The organism is Saccharothrix mutabilis subsp. mutabilis, from assembly GCF_039521145.1.
GTDB lineage: Bacteria > Actinomycetota > Actinomycetes > Mycobacteriales > Pseudonocardiaceae > Actinosynnema > Actinosynnema mutabilis.
Window position 1 is genome coordinate 1 of the sequence record NZ_BAAABU010000011.1, and the last position, 25,467, is coordinate 25,467.

Sequence of the window (25,467 nt, forward strand, 5' to 3'; positions counted from 1 at the left end):
CGTTCCTCGCAAAACTTTTTGGCCCAACCCCGGGAAAATGTGGTAGCCCTTCGGGCGGGCCATACGGAGATGACACAAGCAAGAAGCCCGGGTTGGGTTGTGTCCCCTCCGGTGGACTGCCCGGTCGGCATGGGTTGGTTAGGCGTGGGGTGGGTTGTCGTCTACTGCTTTGATTAGTTGGGTCATGACCTTAAGGGTTGTTTTCAGGTCGTTCAGGTCTACCTGGGCGGAGACCCTGTTGGTGAAGTTGTGTTGGGCCGCGCGGAGGCTTTCGATGGCTTTGTGGCCGGCTTCCGTCGGGCGGAAGAGTTTGGCTCGGCGGTGGGCTGGGTTGGGGAGGTATTCCGCCAAGCCCTTCTCCACCAGGAGGTCGGCTGTGCGTTGCACGCTTTGGCGGGTCAGGCTCATTTCTCTTGCGATGCCGGACACCGGGAGGGGGTCTTTGAGGACCGCGCCCAGGACTTGCCACCAGGCTGCCGTGAGGCCGACCGGCTTGGTCATCACCTCGGCCGCATCCAGGAAAGCGCCGTAGAGGCGGAAGGTGCGCATGATGACGTCGGTCAGCACGTCCCCCGCCTCCGTGCGCGGCTCCACCGTCATTCGGCCGCTGCCATGAGCTTGCCGAACCACTGCGGGTCGCCCGTGCTGAACAGGCCGTACCAGGCCTCCAGGACGGCGGGCTCGTAGACGTCCAGCTCGGCCAGGATTTCGCGGGCGAACTCCAGGGCGCTGTGTGCGCCGGCGGTGATCAGGCCGCCCTCTCGAACCGCGCGTTCCTGGCGGTAGTGCTCGGTGCCGGAGTAGGTCTCCACCTGGAGTAGTTCTTCGAGCATGTTGCCGGTGTGCGGGCGGTTGTTCAGCAGGCCCTCCGCGGCCAGGCCGACCGTTGCGCCGCAGATCGCCGCGACCGGCACGCCTGCGGTCAGCCAGCGGCGGGCGGCCTGGGCGAACTCGGCGTTGCCGCCGTCTCCCCACGAGTCGGCGCCGGGCAGGAGGAGCAGTGCGCTGTCGGACGGGTCGATGTCGGCCAGCGCCAGGTCGGGGGTGATGGTCAGGCCGCCCATGCTGGTGATCGGGTCGCGGGTCAGGCCGACCGTGCGGACCCGGTAGCGGCCCGGGACCTTCTGGAACGACGGGTCGTTGAGGCGGGCCGTGGCGTAGCCGAACTCCCAGTCGGCGAGAGCGGGGTAGAGCGCGAGGTGGACCGTCTTCGTCATCATGACAGTATCCTGTCATCTTGACAGCGTCCTGTCAATCGGACGTCCTGGTTAGAGTGCGCCCCATGGCAGACGAGCTGGTCCACTACGAGGTGCGGCGTGGCATCGCGACGATCACGCTGGACTCCCCCCACAACCGCAACGCCCTCTCCGCGCAGCTCCGCGCCGAGCTCACCGGGCACCTGAAGGCGGCGGTCGAGGACGACGCCGTCCGGGTCGTCGTCCTGACCCACACCGGGCCGGTGTTCTGCTCGGGCATGGACCTCAAGGAGGCCGGCGGGGCGAGCGCGTCCCAGCAGGGGGTCAACGAGTTCCCCGCGATCCTCGAACAGCTCTGGACCAGCCCCAAGCCGGTCGTCGCCCGCCTGGCCGGGCCGGCGCGGGCCGGGGGTGTCGGGATCGTGGCGGCGTGCGACATCGCGGTGGCGGTCGAGTCGGCGACGTTCGCGTTCAGCGAGGTCCGGATCGGCGTGGTGCCCGCGGTCATCTCGGTGACGGTCCTGCCCCGCCTGCTGCCGCGCGCGGCGCACGAGCTGTTCCTGACCGGTGAGACGTTCGACGCCGGGCGGGCCGTGGCGATCGGGCTGGTGAACTCGGCCGTGCCGGCTGAAGGGCTGGACGCCGAGGTCGCCCGGTACACGGACATGCTGGCGCTGGGCGCGCCGAACGCGCTGGCGGCGACCAAGCGGATGCTCCAACAGGAACGGTCGAGCAACCTGGGCGCGGTGTTCGCGGACATGCTGGAGCTGTCGGCGAAGCACTTCGGCGGTCCCGAGGGTCAGGAAGGCATCGCCGCGTTCGTGCAGAAGCGCAAGCCGAGCTGGGTGCCGACCGGGAACTAGCCCCGGTACTCGACCCGGAACGGGCGGGGGCCGTCGGCGGTGGCGGCTTGGGCGTCGGCCAGCACGGCCGCGACCGAGGCGTCACCGCCGGTCCAGACCAGGACGTGCTCGCCCTCGGGCAGCCACGACAGGTCGGTCAGGCAGTCGTAGAGGGCGTCCAGGTTCTGCCCGTAGTAGTCCGGGAACTCCATCGCCTCGCCGATGGCCGCCAGCGCCGCGCTCTTGGTCCGCGCACCGGGGCGCGCCACGTGCCGGTGGGTCATCGCGTCACGTCCACGACGACGAACGACTCGTAGTGGTCACCGGTGTAGTAGACCTCCCGCTCGCGGCCGGTCACCAGTCGGCGCGCGCCGCGGTCGTCGCTGCCCGGCGTGGGCACCGTGTACTCGCGGTAGTAGTCGCCGGACTTCGCGGGCAGCCGCTTCTCGCGGTTCTGGAACGTCACGCCGTCGTTGCGCGGGTGCGGGAACGGGCCGCCGCGTTCGATCAGCTCCCACGTCGCCTTCGCCTCGCCGGGCAGGCTGGTCAGCGCCTTGACCGGCAGCCCGGAGGCGGCCCCGGGCACCCGGTCCGGCTTTCCCGCCGACGCCGTGCCGGACCCGGCCGCGCCCTTCGTGGTGGCGGAGGTCGTGGGGGGCGGGGGCTCGGTGGAGCCGCCGAGGTCCTTCGCGAGGTAGCCGATCACGACCAGCGCGATCAGGCCCACCAACGCGACGGTGAGGCGCCGTGCGGGAGTCACGGTGGCCAGCCTACGAAGGCGTGCCCGCCTCCACCTTCTCGGGCTCGGCCGCCGGGGGCACCTTGGGCACCGGGTTGAACCGGCCCGCGGCCTGGTCCACGACCCGGTCGATCAGCCGCGCGACCCCCAGGGACGCGGGCAGCAGCACGGCCATGACCAGCGCGAACTGGAACGGGAACGGGAGTTGGGCGAGCCACAGCTCGACCCCGTCCCACCACTGCGCGAAGGCTTCCAGCACGCCACCGAGCCTACTGCCGTGACGTGGTTCACCGCACAGGACTCCCTACCTATGGGTAAGTTGCCGTCATGTTCGCCGTCTACGCAGCCGAGCCGAGCCCGCAGGACCCCCTCGCCGCACTGCGCGTGGGTGACCGCCCCGATCCCGAGGTCCCGGCCGGCTGGGTCCGCGTCGGTGTGAAGGCCGCGAGCCTGAACATGCACGACCTGTGGACGCTGCGGGGCGTGGGCATCAAGGCGGACAAGTTCCCCATGATCCTGGGCTGCGACGGCGCGGGCGTCCTGGACGACGGCACCGAGGTCGTCCTGCACTCGGTCATCGGCGACCCGGCGTGGACCGGTGACGAGACCCTCGACCCGGGCCGCACCCTCCTGACGGAGAAGTACCAGGGCACCTTCGCGGACCACGTGGTCGTCCCGGCCCGGAACGCGCTGCCCAAGCCGGCGGACCTGACCTTCGAAGAGGCCGCGTGCATGGGCACGGCGTGGCTGACGGCCTACCGGATGCTGTTCGTGAAGTCCGGTCTGCGCCCCGGGCAGACGATGCTGGTGCAGGGCGCGTCCGGCGGCGTCTCCACGGCGTTGATCCAGCTGGGCCGCGCGGCCGGGTACCGCGTGTGGGTGACCGGGCGCAGCGAGGAGAAGCGCGCCCTGGCCGAGCAGTTGGGCGCGCACGCCGCGTTCGAGTCCGGCGCGCGGCTGCCCGAGCGGGTGGACGCGGTCTTCGAGACGGTCGGCAAGGCCACCTGGTCGCACTCCATGAAGTCGCTCAAGCCGGGCGGCATCGTGGTCATCTCCGGCGCGACCAGCGGTGACGCCGGTGCGGCCGAGCTCCAGCGCCTGTTCTTCCTCCAGCTGCGCGTGGTCGGGTCCACGATGGGCACCCGCGAGGAGTTGGGCGACCTGATGGCGTTCTGCGCCCTGAACGGCCTGCGCCCCCAGATCGGCGCCACCCTGCCGATGGACCAGGCCGAGCAGGGCTTCAAGGCGATGCTCGACGGCGAGACGGCCGGGAAGATCGTCTTCACCCGCTGACGGTCACCGAGCCGACGAGGGCCTTGACCGCCGGGTGCCACTCCTTGCCCGGCGGTCCGCTGATCACGAGCCGGCGCACCACGCGGCGGCGCAGCGGCACGAGCACCAGGCCCGGCGGCAGCATGGCCGCGATCAGGCCCGGCACGATGGTGATGCCCACGCCCGCGCGCACCATCGCGAGCAGCGTCCCCAGCTCCCGCACCCGGTGCACCGGCTTGAACGGCAGCCCCTGGTGCGCCTGCCGCACGTGCCGTTCGCAGCCCCCGCACGACAGCAGGAACGGGTCGTCGGCCAGGTCGGCCACGTCCACGTCGGCCTCCCGCGCCAACGGGTGGTCGTCGCGCAGCAGCACGTGGAACGCGTCCTCCCCCACCTCCACGCCGGGACCGGGCGGCGGGTCCACCACGATCGCCGCCTCGACCGTGCCGTTGGCCAGCCAGTCGGCGACCTCGTCGTCCTCGCCCTCGAAGACGCGGATGCGCACGTGCGGCAACTCCGCCCGCCACCGCGCCAGGAGGTCCGGCAGCAACCCCTGGCAGACCGTGGGCGGGGCGGCCAGCTTGATGGTGCCCCGGGCCAGGCCGCCGCGCCGGGCCGCCAGGTCGGTGATCGCGGCGGCGGCCCCCACCGCGCCGCGGGCGTGCGCCAGGAGTTCCGCGCCGAAGGCCGTGGGCGCCGGCCGTCCTTGGCGGTGCAGCACCGGGTGACCCAGCGTGCGCTCCAGGGCGGCCACCGCGTGCGAGACGGCGGACTGGGTGATGCCCAGCGCGTCCGCCGCCGCGCCGAAGCCGCCCTCGTCCACCACCGCGAGGAACGCGCGGAGCTGCGCGAAGTTCAGTGCCATGAGCGTCCCTCATGTCGGGATGCGGAGTGCTTGTTGGACTCATCGCCTGCCACGCGGTGATTGTGCTCCGGTGCAGTCGAGTTGGGTGGGCAAGTTCGCACTCCTGTCCGCCATTTGGGGTGCGAGCTTCGCGTTGATCAAGGTCGCCGTCGAGGCCGGCGTGCCGCCGGTGTGGGTGGCGTTCGGGCGGTGCTTCTTCGGGGCGCTCGCGTTGGGACTCGTGTGCCTGGTGACGCGGACGCCGTTGCCGCGCGACCGGCGCACCTGGGGGCACGCGCTGGTGGTGGCCACGCTGCTCAACGCGGTGCCGTTCACGTTGCTGGCCTTCGGCGAGACGCTGGTGACGTCGGTGCTGGCGGGCGTGTTCAACGCGACCATGCCGTTGACGACGCTGGTGTTCGTGCTGCTGGTGGTGCCGGCGGAGAAGGTCACCGCGGCCCGGGTCGCCGGGCTCGCCGTCGGGTTCTCCGGGGTGCTGGTGGTGCTGGGCGTGTGGGACGGCGTCGGGGGTGACGTGCTGGTCGGCGGGCTGGCGTGCCTGGGGGCGACGACGTTCTACGGCGCGGGGTACGCCTACACGCGACGGTTCTTCTCCGGCGGGTCGCAGTCGGCCAGCGCGTTGTCCGCGGTGCAGGTCACCTGCGCGGCCGGCGAGTTGGCGATCGCCGCGCCGCTGATCGCCGGCGTGCCGGACCGGCCCGGCTGGTTCGCGGTCGGGGCGCTGGTCGTGCTGGGCGCGGCGGGGACGGGGTGGGCGTACGTGTTGAACCTCGACGTGATCCGCGCGGCGGGGCCGACGGTGGCCGCCACGGTCACCTACGTGGCGCCGGTGTGGTCGACGGTGGCGGGCGCACTACTGCTTTCCGAACCCGTCGGGTGGAACACTGTGGTGGGCGGTGCGGTCGTCATAGCCGGAGTTCTTCTGGCGCGCAAGCCGCACAATGGTGGGATCGCACAAAAGAGTGGAAGTCAAGTGGTGCGATCGAACAAACCCTGGTGACAGTTGACGCGCGTACGGTTCGCCGCACAACACCACCGAGGGAGCAAAGGCATGACCTCCGTGCAGGGCGGCTTCGGCCGGGGCTCCGGCGTGTTCCGCCGCAAGCCCATCGAGCAGATCTCCGAGGAGAAGACCGGGCTCACCCGGACCCTGGGCCTCTGGCAGCTCACCGCGATCGGCATCGGCGGCATCATCGGAGCGGGCATCTTCTCGCTCGCGGGCGCCGTGGCCAACAAGACCGCGGGTCCGGCGGTGCTCATCTCGTTCCTCGTCGCGGGCATCGCCAGCGCGGCGGCGGCGTTCTCCTACGCCGAGTTCGCGGGCCTGATCCCCAAGGCGGGCTCCGCCTACACCTACGGCTACGCCGTGCTCGGCGAGATCGTCGGCTGGTTCATCGGCTGGGACCTGCTGCTGGAGTACACGGCGATCGTGGCGGTGGTCGCGATCGGCATCTCGGGCTACTTCAACGAGCTGCTCAACCTGCTCGGCCTCGACCTGCCGGTGTGGATGCTCGGCGCACCCGGCACGGAGACCGGTGGCGTCGCCGCGGGCAGCTACAAGGTCAACCTGTTCGCGGTCGTGCTGTGCCTGCTCATCGCCTGGATCCTCAACCTGGGCATGAAGAACGCCGCCCGCTTCGAGACCGCCCTGGTCTACCTCAAGGTCGGCATCGTCCTGCTGGTGATCATCGTCGGCGCGTTCCACATCAACACCGGCAACTACAACCCGTTCTTCCCGTTCGGCATCTCCGGCGCGATCACCGGCGCGGCCACGGTCTTCTTCGCGGTCTTCGGCTACGACGCGATGTCCACCGCGGCCGAGGAGTCCAAGGACTCGCAGCGGCACATGCCGAAGGCGATCATCTACTCGCTGGCGATCTCGATGGTGCTCTACGTGCTGGCCTGCCTGGTGCTCACCGGCATGGTGAACTACAAGGACGTGGACACCGAGAGCGCGTTCGCCACGGCGTTCGCCGACATCGGCCTGCCCGCGCTGGGCATCGTCATCTCGGTGGGCGCGGTCCTGGGCATCACCACCGTGCTGTTCACGTTCCTCATGGGCGCGGCGCGCGTCGGCTACTCGATGTCCCGCGACGGCCTGCTGCCCAAGTGGTTCGCCAAGACCCACCCGGTCAAGCACGTCCCGACGCGCACCACGTGGGTGCTGGGCATCGCCTCCGCGGTCATCGCGGGCTTCCTGCCCATCGCGGAGGCCGCCGAGCTGACCAACATCGGCATCCTGCTGGCGTTCGTGGTGGTCTGCGTCGCGGTGATCGTGCTGCGGTACAAGCAGCCCGACCTGCCGCGCACGTTCAAGACGCCGGGCATGCCGGTCGTGCCGATCATCGGCATCGTGTTCTCGATCTGGCTGATCACCTTCCTCGCGCCGGAGACGTGGCTGCGCTTCGCCGCCTGGTTCGCGCTCGGCCTGATCGTCTACTTCGCCTACAGCAAGCGGAACTCCGTGCTGGAGGAGGGCCGCTCCCCGAAGTAGTCGGACCCGGTCTGATCAGGGACCGACGTGGTCGACCCACCGGTCGACCACGTCGGCCAGCACGGCCATCGGCAGCGGACCGCCGCCGATCACCAGGTCGTGGAAGGCCCTGATGTCGAAGCGGTCGCCCAGGCGCCGCTCCGCGTCCCCGCGCAGGCGTTGGATCTCCAGTCGTCCCACCATGTACGACAGCGCCTGCGCGGGGTTCTCGATGTAGCGGTCCACCTCGGAGTGGATGTCCACGTCCGGCATGACCGCGTTGTCCCGCAGGAAGTCCACCGCCCGCCGCCGGGTCCAGCCCAGCGCGTGCAGACCGGTGTCCACGACCAGCCGCGCGGCGCGCAGCGAGTCGCCCGACAGCATCCCCAGCCGCGCCACGTCGTCGCTGTAGAGGCCCATCTCGTCGGCCAGCCGCTCGGCGTAGAGCGCCCACCCCTCCAGGTAGGACTCGACGGAGGCGAACCGGCGCAGCGTCGGCAGGTCGGTGCGGCCCTGGGCCAGCGAGATCTGGAAGTGGTGGCCGGGCACGCCCTCGTGGAAGGCGGTGGCCTCGGCGCTGAACCGGTCGCGTTCGGTGGCCTGGAAGGTGTTCACGTAGTAGGTGCCCGGCCGGGAGCCGTCCAGCGCCGGGTCCATGTAGTAGGCCAGCGGGGCGTTCGGCGCGTCCGCCTCGGGCACCGCCCGCACCCGGCAGGACTCGGCCGGCACGGTGCCGAACCAGTCCGGCGCGACGCGTTCGGCGCGCTCGATGGTGGCCTTGGCCAGCGCGGTCATCTCCTCGGCGCTCTTCCACCGCATCGCCGGGTCGGCCAGCAGCCGCGCCCGGACCTCCCGCGCCGGCAGCGGCCCGAAGACCCGTGCGCCGATCTCCTCGTACTCGCGGTCGAGCGCCTCGACCAGGTCCAAGCCGATGCGGTGCAACTCCTCCGGCGTGTGCGCGGTCGTCGTGTAGAGGGGGACGAGCATCGCGTAGGTCTCCGCGCCGCCTTCCAACGCGCACAGCCCCGGTTCGTCCTGGGAACGGCCGCGCGGTGCGATCTCCGTGCGCAGGAAGTCCCGGTAGCGCTCGAACGCGGGCCGGACCTCGGCCGTCAGCAGGGCGGCGCACTCGTCGTGGAGGTCGGTGGCGCGCAACGGGTCCGCCAGCGGGTCGACGGGGTCGGCCAGGTGCCGGTCCAGGCGGGCGACGGCGGCGTCCACCAGGTGCGCGACCGGGCGCTTCGGGGAGTCGCGCTGCCGGCGGGCGAGGGCGTCGAGGTAGGCGGGGAAGGCGGACAGGCGGGTCAGGTAGTCGCGAGCGCCCTGCGCGTCGACGGGCCGGACCAGCGGCAGGGCGGTCAGCAGCAGCGCGACGGGCGCGTTGAGGCCCTCGGCGTGGGTGTGCTCGACCAGCCCGGCCCGCGCCCGGCCGGCGACCGCGTCCGCCTGCTGCGCCACCACCGCGCGGGTCACCGGGTCGTCACCCCCGGCCCGCGCGCGGCGCGCGACGTCCTCGGCGCGGCGGGCGATGCCGGCGGCGGCGTCGGCGCTCGGGTCGGGCAGGCGGTCGTCCCAGCCGGGCACCCCGCGCAGGGTCGCCTCGACCGGGTCGGCGTCGAAGGCGACGGTGAGCAGCTCGTCGGACAGCTCGCGCGCAGTCGTCATCCGGTCATTCTGACCGCAAACCCTTGCTACAGCGGAGGGATCCGCACGGCGGCGGAGTCCAGCGCGGCCCGTGCCTCCGCCCGGAGGCGGGCCACCAGCTCCGCCGCCGGGGCCGGTCGGGCCACCGCGTAGGTCTGTCCGGCCCACAGCGACATCAGCTCCGGGTCGCCGGTCGCGCGGACGGGTTTGGTCAGGTGGTGCACGTCCGGGTAGGCGGCCGGGGCGTGCGGCGAGTTCTCGGTGAGGAACCGGTTCACCAGGCCGCGCGCCGGACGGCCGCTGAACGCCCTGGTCAGCGCGGTGCGCCGGGTGCCGGCGGCGAGCGCCTCGCGGTGCGCGGCGGCCGTGCCCGCCTCCGGGCAGGACAGGAACGCCGTCCCCAGCTGCGCCGCGACCGCCCCGGCGGCGAGCACGGCGGCGACGTCCGCGCCGTGCACGAGGCCGCCCGCGGCGATCAGCGGCAGGTCCACCCGGGCCGCGACCAACCGGAGGGCGGCCAGTACGCCGAACAGCTCGCCGCCACCCGGGGACACGCCGTCGTCGGTGAACGTGCCGCGGTGCCCGCCGGCGTCGCACCCCTGCACGCACAACGCGTCCACGCCGACCTGCGCGGCCTGCCGGGCCTCCGCCGGCGTGGTGACCGTGGCGACGACCGTCGAGCCGGCCGCGTGCAGCCGGCGCACGTCGTGCGGGTCGGGCAGGCCGAAGGTGAACGACACCACCGGCACCCGCATCGCCATGGCCAGCTCCAGCTTGGCGGCGTACGAGTCGTCGTCCCACCGGGGTTCGCCGGGCTCGGCCGGCGCCTGCGCCCGCACCCGGTCCCGGTAGGCGCTTACGTCCACAGTGGACTTCGCTCCGGGCACGAACAGGTTGACGCCGAACGGCTTGTCCGTCAGCGCCATGGTGTCCTTGATCTGGGTGGCCACGGCTTCCAGCCCCAGGTACCCGGCCGCGAGGAACCCCAGTCCGCCCGCGCGGCCCACCTCCGCGACGAGGGCGGGGGTGGACGCGCCACCCGCCATGGGCGCGGCGATCACCGGCACTTCCAGTCGGTCCAGCATGACGACGACGATAACCCGCCATTTGGCGGAATACCCGCGACGCGGCACGTGATCCGCGCGGCGAACTCCGCGTGAACTCCCCCAGCCGGTGGTTCCGCGCCGCCCACCCGCGCCCCTGGAATGGACGCCGTGCCGCACACACACCCCCGCCGGGACGCCTTGAAGCTGGGCGCCATCGCCGGCGTCGCCTTCCTGACCGCCCCCGCCTTGCCCGCCCAGGGTCTGACTTCGGAAGCCACGCCCCGCTTCCGCCACGGCGTCGCGTCCGGCGACCCGCTGCCCGACCGGGTCGTCCTGTGGACCCGCGTCACCCCGACCGACGACGCCCTGCCCGGCTCGGGCGTCGGCCCCACCGTGACCGTGGACCACGAGGTCGCCGAGGACGCCGCGTTCACCCGGGTCGTGGTGCGCGGCAGCACCACCACCGGTCCCGACCGCGACCACACGGTGAAGCTCGACGTGGCCGGCCTCCAGCCGGGCCGCCACTACTTCTACCGGTTCACCCTGGACGGCCAGGCCTCCCCGGTCGGCCGCACCAAGACCGCGCCCGCCGCCACCGCCGCCGTCGCGGGCCTGCGGTTCGGCGTGGTGTCCTGCTCGAACTGGCAGTCCGGCCGGTTCGCCGCCTACCGGCACCTGGCCGAGCGCGGCGACCTCGACGCCGTGGTCCACCTCGGCGACTACCTCTACGAGCACGGGCCCGGCGAGTTCGGCGGCGGACGCGCGCACGAACCGGCCCACGAGGTGCTGACGCTGTCGGACTACCGGGTCCGGCACGCCCAGTACAAGACCGACCCGGAACTCCAGCAGCTGCACGCCGCCTACCCGTGGGTCATCACCATCGACGACCACGAGGTGGCCGACAACGCCTGGTCCGGCGGCGCGGGCAACCACACCGAGGGCGCGGAGGGCTCGTACGCGACCCGCCGGGCGGCGGCGATGCGGGCCTACCGCGAGTGGATGCCCGTGCGCACCGGTCTCGACGGCCGGATCTACCGGCGGTTGCGGTTCGGCACGCTCGCCGAGCTGACCATGCTGGACCTGCGCACCTACCGGTCCCAGCAGGTCGGCACCGACATCGGCCGCGCGGACGACCCGGACCGCAGCATCGCCGGCGCCGAGCAGCTCGCGTTCGTGCGGGACGGCCTGGTCGCCTCGGACGCGCGGTGGAAGCTGGTCGGCAACCCGGTGATGTTCTCGCCCGTGCTCGTCCCGGCCCTGCCGCAGGCGATCGGGCGTCCGCTGGGCGAGTTGCTGGGGGTGCCGGCCGACGGCGTGCCGATCAACGTCGACCAGTGGGACGGCTACCAGTACGACCGGCGGGTGCTGATCGAGGCGTTGGCCGACAACGGCGTGCAGAACACCGTGTTCCTGACCGGGGACATCCACACGTCGTGGGCGTTCGAGGTGCCTTACGACGCCGCGCTGTACCCGTTCACGCGGCGCACGGTGGCGACCGAGCTGGTGGTCCCGTCGGTCACGTCGGACAACATCGACGAGCTGGCCGGCACGCCGCCGCGCTCGGCGTCCCTGGCCGCCGAGGCGGCGCTGACCACGCTCAACCGGCACCTGAAGTGGGTGGAGCTGGACTCGCACGGCTACACCGTGCTGGACGTGACGCCGGAGATGGTCCGGATGGACTGGTACTTCCTGGCCGACCGCACCCGCGCCGACTCGCCGGCGACCCTGGCCCGGACGTTCACCGTGGCGGCGGGGACCCAGCGGCTGCGGTGAGGGCGTGGTGCTCCCCCGGTCGCCCCGGGGGAGCACCACCTCCCGTTACGGCAGGGTGTCCAGGTGCGGGGCCACCGTGTTGGCGAACTGCCAGCTGTTCGAGGCGTCCCAGTTGATCGACCACGTCATCGCGCCGCGGATGCCCGGCCACGTCTGCGCCGGCTTGAACGAGCCGCAGTTCGTGCCCTTCGCGAGGCAGTTGAGCGCCGCGTTGACGTTGGCCGGGGACTGGTAGCCGCCGCCCGCGCCGGAGGGCGAGGCGGGCAGGCCCAGGCCCACCTGGTCGGGGCGCAGGCCGTTCTGGAGCTGGATGCAGGCCAGCGCGACCAGGAAGTCCACCGTGCCCTGGGCGTAGACCTTCTGGTCGCAGCCGAGCATGGTGCCCGAGTTGTAGTACTGCATGTTGACCACCGTGAGGATGTCCTTCACGGCCAGCGCCAGCTTGAAGTACTCCTGGCCGGTCGACTGCATGTCGATGGTCTGCGGGGCCATGGCGATGACCTTGCCGCCGGCGGCGTGGATGCTGCGCAGCGCGGGCGCCATGTAGGTGGAGTTGATGCCGTTCTCCAGGTCGATGTCCACGCCGTTGAAGCCGTACTCGGCGATGAGGGACTTGACGCTGTTGGCGAACGCGGTGGAGGCGGCGTTGTCGCCGACCCAGATGGTGCCCTTCTCGCCGCCGACGGAGATGATCACCTTCTGGCCGCGGGCCTGGAGGGTCTTGATGTCGGCCTTGAACTGGGCGTCGGTGTAGCCGCCGAGCTTGCTCGCCAGGGTCGGGTCGAGGGTGAAGTCGACCGCGCCCCGGGTCGCCGGGACGGCGTCGGCGAACGCGACCGCGACGATGTCGTAGGTGGTCGGCACGTCGGCGAGCTTGAGCAGGCGGGAGCCGTTGTCGAAGTTGTGCCAGTAGCCGGTGAGGACGTGCTTGGGCAGCGTCGGGTCCGGCGGCGTGGTGGTCGTGGTCGTGGTGGTGGTCGTCGTCGATGTCGTGGTGGTCGTCGTCGTGGTGGTGGTCGTGGTGGTGCTGGTCGGTGGGGTGCCGGGGCCGTCGAGGGCGATGTCGTCGGCGTAGTAGGTGGGCTGGCCGTACCAGCCGTGCACGTAGATGGTGACGCTGGTGGTGTTGCCGGTGGTGAAGTCGATCGTGAGCTGGCTGAAGCCGCTCGACCCCGGCGTCCAGGTGCTCTTGTCGCCGCTGCCGGTGCCCGTCACGCCCAGGTAGACGTAGCTGCCCTGGACCCAGGCGGACAGCTTGTAGGCGGTGTTCGCCTGGACGTTGATGGTCTGCGAGCAGCGGGCGTTGTCCGAGCCCGCCGGCGTCGCCGACAGGGCGTGGGTGCCGCTGCGCTTGGGCGTGGTGACCGCGCTCGCGGTCCCGGCGCAGGTCCAGCCGCCCAGGTTGCCCGCGTCGAACCCGGGGTTGGCGACCAGGTTGGCGGCCGACGCGCTGCCGACCACCACCAGGGTCAGGCCCGCGAAGGCCAGCAGTCCGGTCAGCGCAGCGACCAGAGCGCGTCTCGTCCTCGAAGCCACGTCCACCTCCATGAAAGTCCCAGTCGGCGGCCTTGCCCAGCAGGTGACGTGGGCCACTGGCAAAATGGACTAGACCACTGGACCTTGTCAAGGGTGTGACCATGGTCGGCGTGACGTTCACAGTCGAGGACGCCGTCCGCATCGCCCGCTCCGCGCACGACGGGCAGGTCGACAAGTCCGGCAAGCCGTACATCGGCCACCCGTTGCGCGTGATGGGCGCCGTGTCCGGGGAGCACGCCCGGATGGCCGCCGTCCTGCACGACGTCGTGGAGGACACTCCCGTGACGGCGGCGGACCTGCTGGCCGCCGGGTGCCCCGCGCACGTCGTGGCCACGGTCGTCGCCCTGAGCCACCTGCCCGGCGAGTCGCAGGAGGACTACCTGGCGCGCGTGGCGGCCGACCCGGTGGCGGTGACGGTCAAGCGGGCCGACATCGCCGACAACCTCTCCCCGCACCGCATCTCCCAGCTCGACGTGACCACCCAGGATCGCCTGCGGGCCAAGTACGCCCGCGCCCTTCACCTGCTCGACACACTCGCGTAGGAGTTGTCTCCAAGGTCACGTGCGATCGGGTCGAAACCGCCTCTGACATGCGGCATCATGGTAGGTGAACCGATACAGAAGGATCGACCGGAAAGGCGACATGACCAAGGCACTGGAGTCCGTTCGCACGTACTTCGCCACCCGGCGGGAGCTTCGCAGGCGCGAGGCGGCACTGTCCCGCGAGCTGGCCGCCTACGACACCCCGAGCGCCCGGCAGGACCTGGAAGCGATGCTCGCCCGCCACCCGGAACACGAGACCCGGGAGATCGAGGCCATCCTCCGCCGCCACACGCTCGACCGCCTGGTCCGCAACTACAGCTGACCGGCAGCACTTGTGAGGGCCTTCGGGACAGGGGCGTCCTGAAGGCCCTTCGTCATTTCAGCGACCCGAGCAGCTCCGCCGCCACGATCCGCACCGTTAGCAGCTTGTCGGTGAAGTCCTCGTCTCGGCCCACCAGGACATCCGGCTGCAACTCGGTCGACCTCGAAGGCCGCACCGCGAATGGTGCGGGCAACACGTGCATGCCATCCGGACACACCGGGACGAGGACTGCGGTCAGGATCCCCACGATCTTCTGGTGGCGCAAGCCCGGTGCCGGGCTCACCAGAAGCGTCCCGTCGATGAGTTCGTAGCGCCGGCCATCATCAAACATTCCCTGCAGGTCATCGACCGTGTAGGGACGTGAATTCTCGTCTTCCGGCATGGCGGTCATGATCCCCCTTTCGATTTGGTACGCCAACCGCCTCAGGGGTGATCCGTTATTCCACCATTGATTTCCGCGGACCACCCGAAAGTGGCCCGCGGAGATCCACAGCTCTACTTCTTCTTGTCCTTGCCCGAATCCTCGGTCGACAACGCGGCGACGAAGGCTTCCTGGGGCACCTCCACGCGCCCCACCATCTTCATCCGCTTCTTGCCTTCCTTCTGCTTCTCCAGCAGCTTCCGCTTCCGCGTGATGTCACCGCCGTAGCACTTGGCGAGGACGTCCTTGCGGATCGCGCGGATCGTCTCGCGGGCGATGACCCGCGACCCGATGGCCGCCTGGATCGGGACCTCGAACTGCTGCCGCGGGATCAGTTCGCGCAGCTTCGTGGCCATCTTCGTGCCGTAGCCGTAGGCGTGGTCCTTGTGGACGATCGCCGAGAACGCGTCCACCGGCTCGCCCTGCAACAGGATGTCCACCTTGACCAGCTCGGCGTCCTGCTCGCCCGACTCCTCGTAGTCCAACGACGCGTAGCCGCGCGTGCGCGACTTCAAGGCGTCGAAGAAGTCGAAGATGATCTCGCCCAGCGGCATGGTGTAGCGCAGCTCGACGCGGTCCTCGGAGAGGTAGTCCATGCCGCCCAGCTGACCGCGCTTGGACTGGCACAGCTCCATGATCGCGCCGATGTAGTCGCTGGGCGCGATGATGGTGCACTTGGTGACCGGCTCGTAGACCTCGGCCCGCTTGCCGTCGGGCCAGTCCGACGGGTTGGTCACGACGTGCTCGGTCCCGTCCTCCATGACGACCCGGTACACCACGTTGGGCGCGGTGGAGATCAGGTCCAGGTTGAACTCGCGCTCCAGGCGGTCCCGGGTGATCTCCAGGTGCAGCAGGCCCAGGAAGCCGCAGCGGAAGCCGAAGCCCAGCGCGGCCGACGTCTCCGGCTCGAACGTCAGCGCCGCGTCGTTGAGCTGGAGCTTCTCCAGGGCCTCGCGCAGGATCGGGTAGTCCGAGCCGTCCACCGGGTACAGGCCGGAGTAGACCATGGGCTTGGGCTCGCGGTACCCGGCCAGCGGCTCGGTCGCGCCCTTCTTCTCCCAGGTCACGGTGTCGCCGACCTTGGACTGCCGCACGTCCTTCACGCCGGTGATGAGGTAGCCCACCTCGCCGACGCCCAGGCCGCGCGACGGCTTCGGCTCGGGCGAGATGATGCCGACTTCCAGCAGCTCGTGGGTGGCGCCGGTGGACATCATCCGGATCCGCTCGCGCGGGGTGATCTTGCCGTCGACCACGCGGATGTAGGTGACCACGCCCCGGTAGGTGTCGTACACCGAGTCGAAGATCATCGCGCGCGCCGGGGCGTCGGAGTCGCCGACCGGGGCCGGGACGCGGCGCACGACCTCGTCGAGCAGGTCGCCGACGCCCAGGCCGGTCTTCGCCGAGACCCGCAGCACCTCCTCGGGCTCGCACCCGACGATGTGCGCCAGCTCCTTGGCGTACTTGTCCGGGTCGGCCGCGGGCAGGTCGATCTTGTTCAGCACCGGGATGATGGTGAGGTCGTTCTCCATCGCCAGGTACAGGTTGGCCAGCGTCTGCGCCTCGATGCCCTGCGCGGCGTCGACCAGCAGGATCGTGCCCTCGCACGCCTCCAGCGCCCGGGACACCTCGTAGGTGAAGTCGACGTGGCCGGGGGTGTCGATCATGTGCAGGACGTGGTCCCGGCCGTCGAGCTGCCAGGGCAGCCGGACGTTCTGCGCCTTGATCGTGATGCCGCGTTCGCGCTCGATGTCCATGCGGTCGAGGTACTGCGCACGCATCGCACGCTCCTCGACCACGCCGGTGAGCTGCAACATGCGGTCGGCCAGGGTCGACTTGCCGTGGTCGATGTGCGCGATGATGCAGAAGTTCCGGATCAGCTCCGGGGGCGTGAACGTCTGATCGGCGAACGTGCTCACTCAGGTTCCTCGCACGGGACGGACAAAGGGGATCGACCCATCCTCTCATGCCACGCCGACCTGCTGTTCCACCCGGACGTGACCCAGGCCATAAGCTTCCCGGCCGTGTACACGAACGGTGAGGACCCGCGACCGGCCCGGGGCGCGGTGCGCGAGGTCTACTCGAAGGCCGTGGCGGCCACCCTGGAGTACTCCCCCGACCTGGACGGCCTGGCCGACCCGGGCGAGGTCGTGTGGGCGTGGGTGCCCTACGAGGAGGACGCGAGCCGCGGCAAGGACCGCCCGCTGCTGGTCGTCGGCCGCCACCGCCGCGCCCTGCTGGCCCTCATGCTGACCAGCAAGGACCCGCGCCCGAACGAGCTGGACGACGTCGTGGCGCTGGGCTCGGGCCGCTGGGACCGCGACGGCCGCGTCTCCTACCTGCGCCTGGACCGCGTGTTCGAGCTGGACGAGGACGACATCCGCCGCGAGGGCTCGGTGCTGGAGCCGGAGCGGTTCTCCCTGGTCGTGGACGCCCTGCGGGCGATGGGCTGGCGCTGACCCGGGGGAGGCCCCCTGGGAGCGACTTCAGGGCGATCCCCGATGCCGCGGGTCCGCGCCGCGCGGACCCTGGAGGCATGGCTACGAGGCTGATGAAGGCGTTCGACGCGGCGTTCGGCCACCCGCGCGGCAAGGTGGGCGAGCTGGGCGGTCGGGTCATGGCGAAGGTCAACGCGGGGGTCGAGGCCCACGTGGTCGAGCTCGCGAACCCGGCCGCGAACGAGACCGTGCTGGTCGTCGGTCCGGGGCCCGGCGTGGGTCTGCGGCTGGCGGCGGAACGGGCGTTCAAGGCGGTCGGCGTGGACCCGTCGCGGGTCATGCTGGACGAGGCGCGCGAGCGGTGCGCGGACCTGGTCGCGGCCGACCGGGTCGAGCTGCGCGAGGGCACGGCGGCGCGCACCGGGCAGGAGCCCTCGACGGTGGACGTCGTGGTGTCGGTGAACAACCTCCAACTGTGGGACAACCGGCCGGCCGCGTTCCACGAGCTGTTCCGGGTGCTCAAGCCGGGCGGCCGGCTGGTCGTGTCGGTGCACCGGATGGTGCTGGACGTGTCGGAGTTCGACCTGGTCCGCGAGGCGGAGGCGGCGGGCTTCACCGGCGTGCGCACGACGCTGCGCCGGCACGGCGGGGTCGTGCCGCCGGCGATCGAGCTACTCGCGGAGGTCCCGGCGTAGCGGGTGCTCGGCGGGGACCTCGACCAGCGCGATCCGCAGGCCGTCGGGGTCCTGGACCCACATCTCGTCCAGTCCCCACGGCTCGCGGCGCGGCTCGCGCACCACGTGCTCGGCGAGTTCCGCGGCGGCGGCGCGCAGGTCGCGCACCTGGAGCCACAGCTCGACCGCCCCGGTCGGTCCGTCGTCGGACCGGCCGGACACCTCCAGGAACCCGCCGCCGAGGAAGAACACCGTGCCGCCGGGGAACTCCCGGTACACGGCGAGCCCCAGCACGTCCCGGTAGAACGCCCGCGCCCGCTCGGGGTCGCGGGACCGCACCAACACCCGGCTGCCCAGCACCTCCATGAGGCCACCCGATCACGCCACGGCGATGGCCGCCACTCCGGCGACCACGACCACCGCACCGGACAGCCGCCGAACGGGGTTCGGCTCACCCAGCACGAGCCACGCCAGCACGCTGCCGACGACGATGCTCAACTCCCGTGCCGGTGCCACCAGGCTCACCGGGGCGATCCTCATGGCGAACAACACCAGCACATAGGCGGCCGGCGACAGCACGGCAACCAAGCACACTTCACGCCAGTACGTCCGCACGAGCCGTGCCACCTCATAGCGACGCTTCAGCGCATAAGGCGCGAGCAGTACGCTCTCGGTCACCGACGACCCGGCCGACAACGCCAAGGGCGCAATCGCCGCCGCCGTGACCGCGTGCGCGTCCCACAGCGTGTAGACGGCGATCATCGCGCCCGTGGCCAACCCGTACCCGACACCGGCCAGGCGACTGCCGTGCCCACCACCGCCCGAGCCGATCACCATCACCCCCACCACAACCGCCGCCGCCCCCACGAGTCCCAGCACGTGCGGGCGTTCTCCGAAGAAGGCCACGGCAGCCACGACCGTCAACAACGGCCCGGTCCCCCGCGCCAACGGGTACACCACGGACATGTCCCCGGTCGCGTAACCCCGTTGCAGCAGCAGGAAATAGGCCAGGTGCACGACCCCGCTGCCCACGAGCGGCACGACCCAGTCCCACGAGGGCGTGGCGGTCAGCAGCACGACCGGCACCAGCAGCACAGCCGACAACAGGGCGTTGACCCACACGAACAACGCACCGCCGTCGCGGACGCGCTTGGCCGCCAGGTTCCACCCGGCGTGGGCGAACGCGGCGGCGACGACGAGCAGGACTGCGACGGGCGACATCGTGGGAACCCTTCTGGCGCCGCGCACGCGGCAACCGGGTTCCTCCAGGCTTTTGTCCCGTCAGATGACCGGCACGTCCCTCAGCGCCGGCGGTGCCGCTCGGACCGGTCCCGTCGCCCTGGTTGTGGGGTGGTGCGGGCGGACGACGGCGGAACCCTAGGCACTGTCGGCACCCACCCTAGGCGATCCCCCCGGCTGGATGTCCAACTCCATCAGCACGTGGTCGTCGTCCCGCCCGACCTCGCGCCAGCCGCGCCGCTCGTAGAACCGCCGCGCCCGGTGGTTCTCGGCGAACACGTCCAGCCGCCCGGTCGCCACGCCCATCCCGCGGAACTGCGCCACGCACCACCCGTGCAGCGCGAACCCGACCCCGCGTCCCCAGTGCGGCGGGTCCACCTGGAGCTGCCACAGCTTGCCGTCCGGCGTGACCAGCGCGAACCCGATGACCTCGCCGTCCTCCTCGGCCACCTGCCAGACGCGTTCGGGGAACCGGTCCAGCCGGTACCCCTTGGCGCGCACGTCGGCCTCCCACGCGGCCAGCTCGGCCTCGGGCAGGTGCCCCTCGTAGTAGCTGCGCCGGCTGCGGAAGTGCACCTCGGCCACGGCCGCCATGTCGTCCTGGCTCGGTGTGCGGATGACGATCCCCATGCCCTGAAGGACGCGCGCGGCGCGCGGAGGTTCAGTACAGGACCCGGACGTCGTGCTTGGGCACGTCCGGCGCCAGGAACTCCAGCAGCGCCGCGCCCTCGCGCTCCAGTTCGTCCACATCGGACAGCCGGTGGAACGGCCGCAGCTCCAGGGTGGCGACCTCCTTGGTCCGCTCGACCCGCCAGTCCCCGGCGGTCACGCCGTCGACCAGGAAGAACTGCGGGACCGGGCCGTGCGGGTCGTAGTCGCGCGCCTTCACGTCGGGGGTGACGACCCGACGGCGGTCGGCGTGGGACAGCAGCAGGTTGTCGAAGTCGTACAGGAACCGGACGGGCGCGGGCGTGTCCCCGTCGGGGCGGGGCGCGTCGGGCAGGTCGAACAGCTCCTGGCCGTCCTCGTCGCGCAGGCGCTCCAGCGGGAGCCGTTCGACCACCTCGCGCAGCCGGGTCAGGCCGGACCACGTCTGCACGTCCTTCACCGTCGCCGGGCCGAACGCGGCGAGGTAGCGCAGCACCATGTCCTCCACCGACGGCCGGTCGGTGACGCCCTCCCCCAGCCACACCTCGACGCTGGTGTGCGCGATCGGACCGCTGCGTCCCCACAGCCCGCGCGGCGGCACCTGCACGAGCGGCACCCGGCAGCGGATCGCGTAGGCCAGCGCGGACGGCGCGCGGTCGGGCCACCGCTCGTGCAGCAGCGCGCCGAGTTCCTTGTTGGTGCGCGGTTTCTCGGCTAGCAGGGCGCGTCCGGCGGCGACCACGGCGTCCACGTCGAGGCCGCGCATGTCCGGGCCGTGGGTGTGGTTGCGGAACAGGTCGCGGTCGAGCACGGGCTGGACCAGCGGGCGCAGCGCGAGGGCGTCGGACGCGGTGACCAGGTGGATCGTGGAGCGCATCACGGCGATGCGGACCAGCGTGCGGTCCACCAGCGGGTCGGCGGCCTCCTCGGGGCGGAAGTCCGCGATCCGCGTCCACAGGCCGGTGTACCAGGTGTGCGGGGTCTGGGCCTGAAGGCCGACGAGGTGGGCGACCGCCTCGGTGACCGGCCGCGTGGTGCGCTCCAGCAGGAACTGGCGGGCCAACGTGGCGCGGTTGACGGCTCGACGGCTCAGGACCTCGGTCATATGACCACGTTAGTGGGCATTGCGGACAACTTCGGTCCTCTTGAGCGTACCGACTTGGCGCGGCCCCGAAAAAAGTGATATCACTTTGCTAAGCAGGCGATAGACCTTGAGGGGTGCGAGATGGATACGTCGACCGATGTGAGCGTCCGGATGCCGGCGCCGGCCGTGCGGGAGCGCGAGGCGTCCGAGGTCTCGGGGTGGACCATGCTGCTCGTGGCGGTCGCCCTGACCCTGGCGGGCGCGGCGGTCGTCGTGCTGGGCTTCCTGCCCGTCACGGACGGCCCCAACGCGCCGGTGATCGTGACCGGCGTGATCCTGACCGGCGCGGGCCTGGTGACCGGCAGCGGGCTGTTCACCGTCGCGCCCGGCGAGGCGCGGGTGCTTCAGTTCCTGGGCCGCTACACCGGCACGGTGCGGCGCGACGGCCTGCGCTGGGCCAACCCGTTCACCACGAAGGTGCGGGTGTCCACCCGGATCCGCAACCACGAGACCGCGACGCTGAAGGTCAACGACGCCGACGGCAACCCGATCGAGATCGCCGCGGTCGTCGTGTGGCAGGTCGACGACACGGCGCGGGCCAAGTTCGAGGTGGACGACTTCGTGCGGTTCGTCGGCATCCAGACCGAGACCGCCGTGCGGCACATCGCCACCAGCTACCCGTACGACAGCCACGAGGAGAGCGGACTGTCGTTGCGGGAGAACGCCGACGAGATCACCGAGACGCTGTCGGTCGAGATCGCGGCCCGCGTGCAGGCGGCGGGCGTGAAGGTGATCGAGTCGCGGCTGACGCACCTGGCCTACGCTCCGGAGATCGCGCAGGCGATGCTCCAGCGCCAGCAGGCGGGCGCGGTCGTCGCGGCGCGGCAGCGGATCGTGGAGGGCGCGGTCGGCATGGTGGAGCTGGCGCTGGCCCGGCTCGCCGAGCAGGACGTGGTGGAACTGGACGAGGAGCGCAAGGCGGCCATGGTGTCGAACCTGCTGGTGGTGCTGTGCGGTGACCGGTCGACGCAACCCGTCGTGAACGCCGGGTCGCTGTACCACTGACGTGGCGGAGCGCAAGAGCGTCCTGCTCCGCCTGGACCCGGCCGTGCACGACGCGCTGACCCGGTGGGCCAACGACGAACTGCGCAGCACCAACGCGCAGATCGAGTTCATCCTCCGCCGCGCGCTGGCGGAGGCGGGACGGGCCCCCTCCGGCGCGGCGGCGCCGCCGAAGCGGGGCAGGCCGCGCAAGCCCCGCGACGACGTGACCGACGAACGGGAACCCGGGTGATCGACCACCCGCCGCAGCCCGGCCGTGTGCCCAGGGGGAGGCACGGCCGGGCTTCCGGCTCGTGATCAACTCGCGGGCCCGGGTGCGCGGTGCAACCGTTGTCGGGGTGAGCGAGCTGAGCACCCCGTACGCGCCGGGCACGCCCGCGTGGGTGGACATGATGACCACCGACCGCGTGGCCACCATGGACTTCTACGGCGGCCTGTTCGGCTGGGACTTCGAGATCGGCGGCCCGGAGACCGGCTACTACACGATGGCGCTGGTGCGCGGGAAACCGGTGGCGGGCTTCGGCGAGATGCCGCGCGACGTGATGTTCCCGGTGGTGTGGACGACCTACCTCGCGACCGACGACCTGGACGAGTCGATCGACCTGATCGGCGCCAACGGCGGCAAGGTCCTGGTGCCGGAGTTCGACACCGGCGGACCGGGGCGCGGCGCGGTCGCCGTGGACCCCAGCGGCGCCGCGTTCGGGTTGTGGGAGGCGGGCACGCACATCGGCGCGTACGTGGTGAACGAGCCGGGGACCGTGATCTGGAACGAACTGGCCACGCGCGACGCGTTCGGCGCGGCCGAGTTCTACCAGGAGGTGTTCGGCCTGGGCCTGGACCCGCTGCCGGACTTCCCGTACACGCAGCTGAAGGCCGACGGCCGGGTCGTCGGCGGGATCTTCGGGATGGCGGCCGACATCCCGGCGGAGATCCCGCCGCACTGGATGACCTACTTCGCGGTGACCAACCTGGAGCGGGCGGTCGACCGGGCGCGCGAGCTGGGCGGCATCCCGGTGGGCGACGTGGCGGAGTCCCGGTTCGGCCGGTACACCACCGTCGGCGACCCGATGGGCGCGACGTTCAAGGTCATCCAACCGCCGCCTTCCACCCCAGACTGACCACCAGCGCCACCACCACGGTCAGGAACACGCGCCGGACGAACGCCGACCCGCGCCGCACGGCGAGCCGCGCCCCGAACACCGCGCCGGCGACGTTGCACACGGCCAGCACCAGCCCGAGTCCCCACAGGACCTTCCCCGCGGGGATGAAGTAGAGCAACGCGCCCAGGTTGGTCGCGACGTTGACGATCTTCGCCGTGGCCGAGGCCCGCAAGAACGCGAACCCCACCACGCCCACCAGCAGGAACACCAGGAACGCGCCGGTGCCCGGCCCCGCGAGCCCGTCGTAGAACCCGATCACCGCACCGCCGAGCGCCATGACCCCGATCTGCGCGACCCGCTTGAACCGGGGCGTCTCGGCGACACCCAGCTCGGGCTTGCGCCACGTGTAGAGCCCGACCCCGACCAGGGCGACCAGCACCACACCGTTCAGCACCCCCGGCGCCAACGCCCCGGCGAACGCCGCACCCCCGACCGCGCCGCTGAACGCCGCGAGCGCCATCGGCAGGGCCGACCACCAGTCGATGGTCGTCCGCCGCGCGTAGGTGGTGACGGCCGACGCAGTGCCCACGACCGCCGCGACCTTGTTCGTGGCCAACGCGTACAACGGCTGCCCGCCGGGCGCGATGAGCAACAACGCGGGCAACTGGATCAACCCGCCGCCGCCCACCACGGCGTCCACGGCCCCCGCAAGCGCAGCCGCCAGGCAGAGGAACAGCAACCCGGCGAGGCTGATCTCCCCGAACCCCGGCCAGTCGAGTGCGCTCATCACCCGATCAGCTTAACGAGACGCGCGTACTGTTTTGCTGGCCCCGTGGCCACCCCCACACCCGACCGCCCTGGTCGGGAGCCCGCGACAGGACCCTGTTAACCTGGTCAGCCGTACCGCGCGGCATTCCGCTGTGGAGGAAGACCGCCCCCGCGAGGGGGTGGAGCCGATGAGAAGCGCGGTGCGACTCCGAACTCGAAGGAAAAGGTGGCTTTCGCGTGGCGAACATCAAGTCCCAGATGAAGCGGATCAAGACGAACGAGAAGGCGCGCCTGCGCAACAAGGCCGTCAAGTCGTCCCTCAAGACCGCGATCCGCAAGTTCCGTGAGGCCGCCGAGGCAGGCGACAAGGACAAGGCCATCGCCTTGGCCCGCGAGGCCTCCCGCAAGCTCGACAAGGCCGTCACCAAGGGCGTGATCCACGCCAACCAGGCCGCGAACAAGAAGTCGGCCCTGGCGAAGCGCGCCAACCAGATCTGACGGCACCCGGCCACCCGGCCGCGAGCCTCCCGAAGCGCCGCTCCCACACGTTGGGGGCGGCGCTTCGCTGTACCGGCCCCAACACCGCCCGCCGCCCGCCGCCGGCCGGTGCCGCCGCTCGCGCCGCCCGCCGACCGCCGACCGCCAGCCCGCGATCAGCCCGCCACCTGCCAACGGCCCGCATCACCGCCAGCCGCCGGCCGCCGCCGCTCGCTCGCCAGCTCGCCAGCCCGCCAGCCCGCCAGCCCGCCAGCCCCAGCGTCCCTTCTGTCCGCAGCTCCGCTCCCCTCGCGGGTCAGCGGCGGCCGTGGGCGGCGACGATCTTCAGCACGGCTCGTTCCAGGGCGTAGCCCGAGTCGGCCGCCACACCCTTCACGTCGGCGTTCAGGTCGGCCACCGCCGACATCGCGGCGGCCAGCCCGTCACCGTCCCAGCCGCGCGCCTGCCCCTGCGCCTTCTTCACCTTCCACGGCGGCATGCCCAGCTCACCCGCCAGCTTGAACGGGTCGCCCCGGCCCACCGCCGACACCCGCGCGATGGTGCGCACCGCGTCCGCCAGCGCGTCGGCGACCAGCACGTGCGGCACACCGAGGTGGATCGCCCACCGCAGCGCCTCCAGCGCCCCGGCCCGGTCGCCCATGACCGCCTTCTCCGCCACCGCGAACCCGGTCACCTCGGCCCGACCCCGGTGGTAGCGGTGGACGGCGTCCGCGTCCACCTTGCCGCCGGTGTCCGCGACGAGCTGCGACGCCGCCGCCGCCAGCTCGCGCAGGTCCGAACCGACCGCCTCGATGAGCGCGCCGACGGCCTCCGGGTCGGCCTTGCCGCCCGCCGAGCGGATCTCGTTGCGGACGAACGCCTCGCGGTCGGCGGCCTTGGTGATCTTGGGGCACTCGATCACCTCGGCCCCGGCCTTGCGCAAAGCCGTAGGTAGTTCCTTCGCCACTTTGCTGCGTCCGCCGCCGGTGTGGACGACCACCAGCGTCACCCCGTCCGCGGGTGACTTCGCGTAGGCCAGGACCGCGTCCGCGATCTCCTTGCCGGCGTCCTGCGCGCTCTCCAAGGCGATCACGCGGCCCTCCGCGAACAGCGACGGGCTCACCAGTTCCGCCAGCTCAGGAGGGGTGAGGTCGGTCACCTTCACGCGGGTCAGGTCGGCCTGCGGATCGACTCGGCGGGCGGCGGCCAGCGCGCTGCGGACAGCACGCTCGACCAGCAACTCCTCCTCGCCGACCACCAGTTGCACGGGGGCGGGAGTGACTGCGGCGGCGCTCACGGACCCGATCCT

The 25,467-nt window shown here is 71.5% G+C and carries 30 protein-coding genes; 13 read left to right on the top strand and 17 right to left on the bottom strand.

Annotation, left to right across the window (positions count from 1 at the left end):
- Positions 1-138 precede the first annotated feature (138 nt).
- Together ABD126_RS22975 and ABD126_RS22980 are read right to left on the bottom strand one after the other, a co-directional pair.
- Entirely contained in the window at positions 139-567 is a 429-nt protein-coding gene (locus ABD126_RS22975) for a MarR family winged helix-turn-helix transcriptional regulator (protein ID WP_343935951.1), read from the bottom strand.
- 29 nt (positions 568-596) lie between these two features.
- Positions 597-1,220, bottom strand: coding sequence for a type 1 glutamine amidotransferase family protein (locus tag ABD126_RS22980; protein WP_343935952.1), 624 nt, complete (start codon positions 1,218-1,220; stop codon positions 597-599).
- Between the two features lie 62 nt (positions 1,221-1,282).
- On the opposite strand from ABD126_RS22980, the gene ABD126_RS22985 reads away from it, so the two are divergent.
- Positions 1,283-2,059, top strand: a complete 777-nt coding sequence (locus ABD126_RS22985) for an enoyl-CoA hydratase-related protein (RefSeq protein ID WP_343935953.1) — start codon at positions 1,283-1,285, stop codon at positions 2,057-2,059.
- Here ABD126_RS22985 and ABD126_RS22990 read toward each other — a convergent pair.
- Genes ABD126_RS22990 through ABD126_RS23000 form a run of 3 tightly spaced genes read right to left on the bottom strand, consistent with a single transcriptional unit; the run spans position 2,056 to position 3,033 of the window.
- Positions 2,056-2,322, bottom strand: a complete 267-nt coding sequence (locus ABD126_RS22990; RefSeq protein WP_425542861.1) for a barstar family protein — start codon at positions 2,320-2,322, stop codon at positions 2,056-2,058. The genes ABD126_RS22985 and ABD126_RS22990 overlap by 4 nt on opposite strands.
- The gene (locus ABD126_RS22995; RefSeq protein ID WP_343935954.1) at positions 2,319-2,798 is read right to left on the bottom strand and encodes a guanyl-specific ribonuclease; all 480 of its coding nucleotides are present in this window, start codon (positions 2,796-2,798) and stop codon (positions 2,319-2,321) included. Before ABD126_RS22995 ends, ABD126_RS22990 begins: the two co-directional genes overlap by 4 nt.
- A 10-nt stretch (positions 2,799-2,808) precedes the next feature.
- Positions 2,809-3,033: a hypothetical protein gene (locus ABD126_RS23000; protein ID WP_380567786.1), complete on the bottom strand. Its 225-nt coding sequence runs from the start codon at positions 3,031-3,033 to the stop codon at positions 2,809-2,811.
- A 71-nt stretch (positions 3,034-3,104) separates the two neighbouring features.
- Here ABD126_RS23000 and ABD126_RS23005 point away from each other — a divergent pair, with 71 nt between their 5' ends.
- On the top strand, positions 3,105-4,070 hold the full coding sequence (locus tag ABD126_RS23005; protein ID WP_343935956.1) for a zinc-binding dehydrogenase: 966 nt from the start codon (positions 3,105-3,107) through the stop codon (positions 4,068-4,070).
- Here ABD126_RS23005 and ABD126_RS23010 read toward each other — a convergent pair.
- On the bottom strand, positions 4,060-4,914 hold the full coding sequence (locus tag ABD126_RS23010) for a LysR family transcriptional regulator (RefSeq protein ID WP_343935957.1): 855 nt from the start codon (positions 4,912-4,914) through the stop codon (positions 4,060-4,062). The genes ABD126_RS23005 and ABD126_RS23010 overlap by 11 nt on opposite strands.
- A gap of 85 nt (positions 4,915-4,999) precedes the next feature.
- Here ABD126_RS23010 and ABD126_RS23015 point away from each other — a divergent pair, with 85 nt between their 5' ends.
- Entirely contained in the window at positions 5,000-5,914 is a 915-nt protein-coding gene (locus tag ABD126_RS23015) for a DMT family transporter (RefSeq protein ID WP_343935958.1), read from the top strand.
- A gap of 51 nt (positions 5,915-5,965) precedes the next feature.
- Entirely contained in the window at positions 5,966-7,408 is a 1,443-nt protein-coding gene (locus ABD126_RS23020; protein ID WP_343935959.1) for an amino acid permease, read from the top strand.
- Positions 7,409-7,423: 15 nt separating this feature from the next.
- Here ABD126_RS23020 and ABD126_RS23025 read toward each other — a convergent pair whose 3' ends face one another.
- Positions 7,424-9,052, bottom strand: coding sequence for a DUF885 domain-containing protein (locus tag ABD126_RS23025; protein WP_343935960.1), 1,629 nt, complete (start codon positions 9,050-9,052; stop codon positions 7,424-7,426).
- Positions 9,053-9,078: 26 nt separating this feature from the next.
- Positions 9,079-10,116 (bottom strand): nitronate monooxygenase, encoded by a 1,038-nt coding sequence (locus tag ABD126_RS23030; RefSeq protein WP_343935961.1) that lies wholly within the window; start codon positions 10,114-10,116, stop codon positions 9,079-9,081.
- Positions 10,117-10,236: 120 nt separating this feature from the next.
- On the opposite strand from ABD126_RS23030, the gene ABD126_RS23035 reads away from it, so the two are divergent.
- On the top strand, positions 10,237-11,850 hold the full coding sequence (locus ABD126_RS23035; RefSeq protein ID WP_343935962.1) for an alkaline phosphatase D family protein: 1,614 nt from the start codon (positions 10,237-10,239) through the stop codon (positions 11,848-11,850).
- A gap of 45 nt (positions 11,851-11,895) precedes the next feature.
- Here the strand turns inward: ABD126_RS23035 and ABD126_RS23040 are convergent, their stop codons facing one another.
- Complete coding sequence (locus ABD126_RS23040) at positions 11,896-13,386, bottom strand: chitinase (RefSeq protein ID WP_343935963.1); 1,491 nt, start codon at positions 13,384-13,386, stop codon at positions 11,896-11,898.
- Between the two features lie 101 nt (positions 13,387-13,487).
- On the opposite strand from ABD126_RS23040, the gene ABD126_RS23045 reads away from it, so the two are divergent.
- A complete protein-coding gene (locus tag ABD126_RS23045) occupies positions 13,488-13,928 on the top strand; it encodes an HD domain-containing protein (protein WP_343935964.1) in 441 nt (146 codons plus the stop codon).
- Positions 13,929-14,028: 100 nt separating this feature from the next.
- Entirely contained in the window at positions 14,029-14,250 is a 222-nt protein-coding gene (locus tag ABD126_RS23050) for a hypothetical protein (protein ID WP_121222234.1), read from the top strand.
- Between the two features lie 52 nt (positions 14,251-14,302).
- Here the strand turns inward: ABD126_RS23050 and ABD126_RS23055 are convergent, their stop codons facing one another.
- Positions 14,303-14,641: a Uma2 family endonuclease gene (locus ABD126_RS23055; RefSeq protein WP_343935965.1), complete on the bottom strand. Its 339-nt coding sequence runs from the start codon at positions 14,639-14,641 to the stop codon at positions 14,303-14,305.
- A gap of 104 nt (positions 14,642-14,745) precedes the next feature.
- On the bottom strand, positions 14,746-16,587 hold the full coding sequence (gene lepA / locus ABD126_RS23060) for a translation elongation factor 4 (protein WP_343935966.1): 1,842 nt from the start codon (positions 16,585-16,587) through the stop codon (positions 14,746-14,748).
- Positions 16,588-16,692: 105 nt separating this feature from the next.
- On the opposite strand from lepA, the gene ABD126_RS23065 reads away from it, so the two are divergent.
- Positions 16,693-17,127 carry a type II toxin-antitoxin system PemK/MazF family toxin gene (locus ABD126_RS23065; RefSeq protein WP_343935967.1) on the top strand — a complete coding sequence of 145 codons (435 nt, stop codon included), beginning with the start codon at positions 16,693-16,695 and terminating at the stop codon, positions 17,125-17,127.
- 77 nt (positions 17,128-17,204) lie between these two features.
- A complete protein-coding gene (locus tag ABD126_RS23070) occupies positions 17,205-17,801 on the top strand; it encodes a class I SAM-dependent methyltransferase (RefSeq protein WP_343935968.1) in 597 nt (198 codons plus the stop codon).
- Here ABD126_RS23070 and ABD126_RS23075 read toward each other — a convergent pair.
- The 4 genes from ABD126_RS23075 to ABD126_RS23090 all read right to left on the bottom strand — a co-directional run bounded on the left by ABD126_RS23075 (position 17,778) and on the right by ABD126_RS23090 (position 20,772).
- Positions 17,778-18,146 carry a VOC family protein gene (locus ABD126_RS23075; protein WP_343935969.1) on the bottom strand — a complete coding sequence of 123 codons (369 nt, stop codon included), beginning with the start codon at positions 18,144-18,146 and terminating at the stop codon, positions 17,778-17,780. The genes ABD126_RS23070 and ABD126_RS23075 overlap by 24 nt on opposite strands.
- 12 nt (positions 18,147-18,158) lie before the next feature.
- A complete protein-coding gene (locus tag ABD126_RS23080) occupies positions 18,159-19,001 on the bottom strand; it encodes an EamA family transporter (RefSeq protein ID WP_343935970.1) in 843 nt (280 codons plus the stop codon).
- 156 nt (positions 19,002-19,157) lie between these two features.
- Positions 19,158-19,649 (bottom strand): GNAT family N-acetyltransferase, encoded by a 492-nt coding sequence (locus tag ABD126_RS23085; RefSeq protein ID WP_343935971.1) that lies wholly within the window; start codon positions 19,647-19,649, stop codon positions 19,158-19,160.
- A gap of 31 nt (positions 19,650-19,680) precedes the next feature.
- The gene (locus ABD126_RS23090) at positions 19,681-20,772 is read right to left on the bottom strand and encodes a winged helix DNA-binding domain-containing protein (RefSeq protein ID WP_343935972.1); all 1,092 of its coding nucleotides are present in this window, start codon (positions 20,770-20,772) and stop codon (positions 19,681-19,683) included.
- Positions 20,773-20,892: 120 nt separating this feature from the next.
- Between ABD126_RS23090 and ABD126_RS23095 the strand changes: the two genes are divergently transcribed.
- The 3 genes from ABD126_RS23095 (at position 20,893) to ABD126_RS23105 (ending at position 22,931) form a co-directional block, all read left to right on the top strand.
- The gene (locus tag ABD126_RS23095) at positions 20,893-21,816 is read left to right on the top strand and encodes an SPFH domain-containing protein (RefSeq protein ID WP_343935973.1); all 924 of its coding nucleotides are present in this window, start codon (positions 20,893-20,895) and stop codon (positions 21,814-21,816) included.
- A gap of 1 nt (position 21,817) precedes the next feature.
- The gene (locus ABD126_RS23100) at positions 21,818-22,045 is read left to right on the top strand and encodes a type II toxin-antitoxin system antitoxin (RefSeq protein ID WP_343935974.1); all 228 of its coding nucleotides are present in this window, start codon (positions 21,818-21,820) and stop codon (positions 22,043-22,045) included.
- 106 nt (positions 22,046-22,151) lie between these two features.
- Complete coding sequence (locus ABD126_RS23105) at positions 22,152-22,931, top strand: VOC family protein (RefSeq protein ID WP_343935975.1); 780 nt, start codon at positions 22,152-22,154, stop codon at positions 22,929-22,931.
- Here ABD126_RS23105 and ABD126_RS23110 read toward each other — a convergent pair.
- Positions 22,900-23,700: a TSUP family transporter gene (locus ABD126_RS23110; RefSeq protein WP_343935976.1), complete on the bottom strand. Its 801-nt coding sequence runs from the start codon at positions 23,698-23,700 to the stop codon at positions 22,900-22,902. The genes ABD126_RS23105 and ABD126_RS23110 overlap by 32 nt on opposite strands.
- 218 nt (positions 23,701-23,918) lie before the next feature.
- On the opposite strand from ABD126_RS23110, the gene rpsT reads away from it, so the two are divergent.
- Positions 23,919-24,179: a 30S ribosomal protein S20 gene (gene rpsT / locus ABD126_RS23115; RefSeq protein ID WP_121222256.1), complete on the top strand. Its 261-nt coding sequence runs from the start codon at positions 23,919-23,921 to the stop codon at positions 24,177-24,179.
- Between the two features lie 295 nt (positions 24,180-24,474).
- Here rpsT and holA read toward each other — a convergent pair whose 3' ends face one another.
- A complete protein-coding gene (holA, locus tag ABD126_RS23120) occupies positions 24,475-25,455 on the bottom strand; it encodes a DNA polymerase III subunit delta (RefSeq protein WP_343935977.1) in 981 nt (326 codons plus the stop codon).
- Positions 25,456-25,467: the final 12 nt, after the last annotated feature.

What these genes read in the sequence shown, in the direction of transcription:
- ABD126_RS23055 (WP_343935965.1), bottom strand. Translation starts at nt 14,641, where the DNA reads ATGACCGCCATGCCGGAAGACGAGAATTCACGTCCCTACACGGTCGAT.
- ABD126_RS23010 (WP_343935957.1), bottom strand. Translation starts at nt 4,914, where the DNA reads ATGGCACTGAACTTCGCGCAGCTCCGCGCGTTCCTCGCGGTGGTGGAC.
- ABD126_RS22990 (WP_425542861.1), bottom strand. Translation starts at nt 2,322, where the DNA reads ATGACCCACCGGCACGTGGCGCGCCCCGGTGCGCGGACCAAGAGCGCG.
- ABD126_RS23005 (WP_343935956.1), top strand. Translation starts at nt 3,105, where the DNA reads ATGTTCGCCGTCTACGCAGCCGAGCCGAGCCCGCAGGACCCCCTCGCC.
- ABD126_RS23045 (WP_343935964.1), top strand. Translation starts at nt 13,488, where the DNA reads ATGGTCGGCGTGACGTTCACAGTCGAGGACGCCGTCCGCATCGCCCGC.
- ABD126_RS22985 (WP_343935953.1), top strand. Translation starts at nt 1,283, where the DNA reads ATGGCAGACGAGCTGGTCCACTACGAGGTGCGGCGTGGCATCGCGACG.
- ABD126_RS23050 (WP_121222234.1), top strand. Translation starts at nt 14,029, where the DNA reads ATGACCAAGGCACTGGAGTCCGTTCGCACGTACTTCGCCACCCGGCGG.
- ABD126_RS23070 (WP_343935968.1), top strand. Translation starts at nt 17,205, where the DNA reads ATGGCTACGAGGCTGATGAAGGCGTTCGACGCGGCGTTCGGCCACCCG.
- ABD126_RS23020 (WP_343935959.1), top strand. Translation starts at nt 5,966, where the DNA reads ATGACCTCCGTGCAGGGCGGCTTCGGCCGGGGCTCCGGCGTGTTCCGC.
- ABD126_RS23030 (WP_343935961.1), bottom strand. Translation starts at nt 10,116, where the DNA reads ATGCTGGACCGACTGGAAGTGCCGGTGATCGCCGCGCCCATGGCGGGT.
- ABD126_RS23090 (WP_343935972.1), bottom strand. Translation starts at nt 20,772, where the DNA reads ATGACCGAGGTCCTGAGCCGTCGAGCCGTCAACCGCGCCACGTTGGCC.
- ABD126_RS23110 (WP_343935976.1), bottom strand. Translation starts at nt 23,700, where the DNA reads ATGAGCGCACTCGACTGGCCGGGGTTCGGGGAGATCAGCCTCGCCGGG.
- ABD126_RS23075 (WP_343935969.1), bottom strand. Translation starts at nt 18,146, where the DNA reads ATGGAGGTGCTGGGCAGCCGGGTGTTGGTGCGGTCCCGCGACCCCGAG.
- ABD126_RS23025 (WP_343935960.1), bottom strand. Translation starts at nt 9,052, where the DNA reads ATGACGACTGCGCGCGAGCTGTCCGACGAGCTGCTCACCGTCGCCTTC.
- ABD126_RS23085 (WP_343935971.1), bottom strand. Translation starts at nt 19,649, where the DNA reads ATGGGGATCGTCATCCGCACACCGAGCCAGGACGACATGGCGGCCGTG.
- ABD126_RS22980 (WP_343935952.1), bottom strand. Translation starts at nt 1,220, where the DNA reads ATGATGACGAAGACGGTCCACCTCGCGCTCTACCCCGCTCTCGCCGAC.
- ABD126_RS23080 (WP_343935970.1), bottom strand. Translation starts at nt 19,001, where the DNA reads ATGTCGCCCGTCGCAGTCCTGCTCGTCGTCGCCGCCGCGTTCGCCCAC.
- ABD126_RS23095 (WP_343935973.1), top strand. Translation starts at nt 20,893, where the DNA reads ATGGATACGTCGACCGATGTGAGCGTCCGGATGCCGGCGCCGGCCGTG.
- ABD126_RS23035 (WP_343935962.1), top strand. Translation starts at nt 10,237, where the DNA reads ATGGACGCCGTGCCGCACACACACCCCCGCCGGGACGCCTTGAAGCTG.